Origin of the sequence: Streptomyces thermovulgaris (assembly GCF_002155915.1) — a bacterium.
GTDB lineage: Bacteria > Actinomycetota > Actinomycetes > Streptomycetales > Streptomycetaceae > Streptomyces > Streptomyces thermovulgaris.
In genome coordinates, this window is sequence record NZ_MUME01000517.1 from 1 (window position 1) to 2,444 (window position 2,444).

Below are 2,444 nucleotides of genomic sequence, written 5' to 3' on the forward strand. Positions count from 1 at the left end.
CACGCCGAACTCGCCTCCCCCTGAAGTGAGTTGCTTCTTCTCGCTTCGAACGTTTCCGCACCACCATGTTCACAACAGGCAATCGCACCCGCAACCGCCCTGCGTCACAGCCCTGCCACAACCAGGTGACCAGGAAATCCACTTCGGCGGCCCGCGTCTTCGCCCTCCGCCGGGTGACGGCTCGGTGAACGCTTCGAGGGGGCCGGATCGACGGACCGGCCCCCTCGGCTTCCCCCCTTCACGCATCAGAACCCCCGTGATCCCCCCAGATCCCCCCTCGAAGAGTTCTGACGTGAGCTATGACACCCGGGGTGCGGAAAAGGTTGCAGGGCTCCGCAAGATTTTTTCGGTGTCCTGCGCTCACCGGATCACGTGCTCCATGGACCTGGCGGCGGTCTCGGCCGGCACCCCCGCCCGTCCCTCGCCCACAGCTCCTCGTTGAACGGCTCCACCTCGATCGCCCCGCGGTATCCGGCCGCCTCCACGCGGCTCCTCCGCTGCCGCAGACCGATCGCGCCGTCGCCGCCCCGACCGCGGCCGTCCAGGGCGGGTTCCGGCCACAGCACGGTGCCGTCGCCGAGGTCGAGTCCGCCCTGCTCGCGCAGGGCGTGGACCGAGCGGACGAGGTGCCGGCGGCATCCCCTGCGCCCGATCACGCCGTTCACGGCGATCCGCACCGTCCTGCGTGTCACACCGGTCCCCCTTCATCGCGGGAGCATGCGCTTTCACTCGTCATATGCACCTCGGCAGTGGTGCTGGTGAGCCGTGCGGTGAGCGGTTTCCACGGGGAGAGAAGCCGGTCTCCGGGCAATGGGCCGGGCAAGAGCGCGTCCTCGGACGTCTTGTTCGAGGGGACGAACAAGAGGGGCCGAGGGGTCGTAGGGTCGGCACGACACGTCCTGCCCGGCGGCGGTCCCGCGGGCTGCGGACAGAGGCGCACGAGCACGGCAAGGCGTACGGCACGTACGACGACGACATGCGTGACCGGAGGACGACGAGATGACGGTGACCCTGGCGGACGTGGCGGCCCGTGCACAGGTCTCGCCCGCGACGGTGTCGCGCGTGCTGAACGGGAAATACCCGGTCGCCGCCTCCACCCGGGAGCGGGTGCTGAAGGCGGTCGACGAGCTGGACTACGTCCTCAACGGCCCCGCGAGCGCGCTCGCCGCCGCCACCTCCGACCTGGTCGGCATCCTGGTCCACGACATCGCCGACCCCTTCTTCGGGATCCTGGCGAGGGCGATCCAGTCGGAGATCGGCGGCTCGGGCGGCCGGGCGGGCGGGGAACGGCTGGCGGTGGTCTGCAACACGGGCGGCTCGCCGGAGCGCGAGCTGACCCATCTGACCCTGCTGCAACGGCAGCGGGCGGCCGCGGTGGTGCTGACCGGCGGGGCCGTGGAGGACGCGCCGCACGCGGCGGCGGTCTCCACGAAGCTGCGCAAGCTGACGGACGCGGGAACGCGCGTGGTGCTGTGCGGACGCCCGCCGGCACCCGGCACCGGGGCGATCGCGCTGGACTTCGACAACCGCGGGGGCGCACGGCAGCTGACCGGTCATCTGATCGCCCTCGGCCACCGGCGGCTCGGCTGCATCGCCGGCCCCCGGGAGCGGACGACCACCCGCCACCGTCTGGAAGGACACCGGGAGGCCCTGGCGGCGGCGGGCCTCGAGGACGACCCGCATCTGACGGTGCACGGCCACTACGACCGCCGGTCCGGCTACGAGGCCACTGTGGAACTGCTGCGCCGCGCCCCGGACCTGACGGCGATCGTCGCCGCGAACGACACCGTCGCCCTGGGCGCCTGCGCGGCCCTGCGCGAGTCCGGGCTGCGCATACCGGAGGACGTCTCGGTGGCGGGCTTCGACGACCTGCCCTTCGGCATCGACGCGGTGCCGCCGTTGACGACCGTACGGCTTCCGCTCGCCGAGGCGGGCGCCCGGGCGGGCCGTATCGCGACGGGCCGCGAGGAGCCGCCTCCCGGAGGAATCACGACCCTGCGAGGAGAGCTGATGGTCCGGGGCTCCACGGCGGTGCCCCGGCGATGAGCGGTGCCCCGGCGGCAAGGGGAGAAACGGCCGTCCTCCGGCCCCGCCCCCGCGTCCGTCCGGGAACTCCGGCGGCCCGCGCCCGTCGGGGAACCCGGTCCCGGTTCCCCTCGTCCAACCGGCAAGCCGCCGCGTGAGTCCCCGCGGTGCGGTGTCGGCCCTCGCCGCCGGGTGCGAACGCCGACCCCCCCTGCGCACCGCGGGCGGCGGCCCGCCGTCATCGGCGCGTCCCCTCCGACAGCGCCGGTGACGGCCCCTCGGCGGTCGCTGCGCGCTCCCTTGACCGACGGAAACTTCCCGGATAATGGGTGACTTCTCGGAAGTTTCCTTCATGGAACGCCTCCGGAAGGAGCGCCTGTGCCCGACCTCCCCCGTCCCTTCCCCCATCGCCTCCCCCG

General features: G+C 72.7%; 1 protein-coding gene and 1 pseudogene. One reads left to right on the plus strand and one right to left on the minus strand.

Annotation, left to right across the window (positions count from 1 at the left end; genetic code table 11):
• Positions 1-533: 533 nt before the first annotated feature.
• Positions 534-692, minus strand: a pseudogene (locus CCN35_RS29035) (Gfo/Idh/MocA family protein); the annotation flags it as partial.
• A gap of 307 nt (positions 693-999) precedes the next feature.
• Here CCN35_RS29035 and CCN35_RS26980 point away from each other — a divergent pair.
• On the plus strand, positions 1,000-2,046 hold the full coding sequence (locus tag CCN35_RS26980; protein WP_067388415.1) for a LacI family DNA-binding transcriptional regulator: 1,047 nt from the start codon (positions 1,000-1,002) through the stop codon (positions 2,044-2,046).
• Positions 2,047-2,444 lie beyond the last annotated feature (398 nt).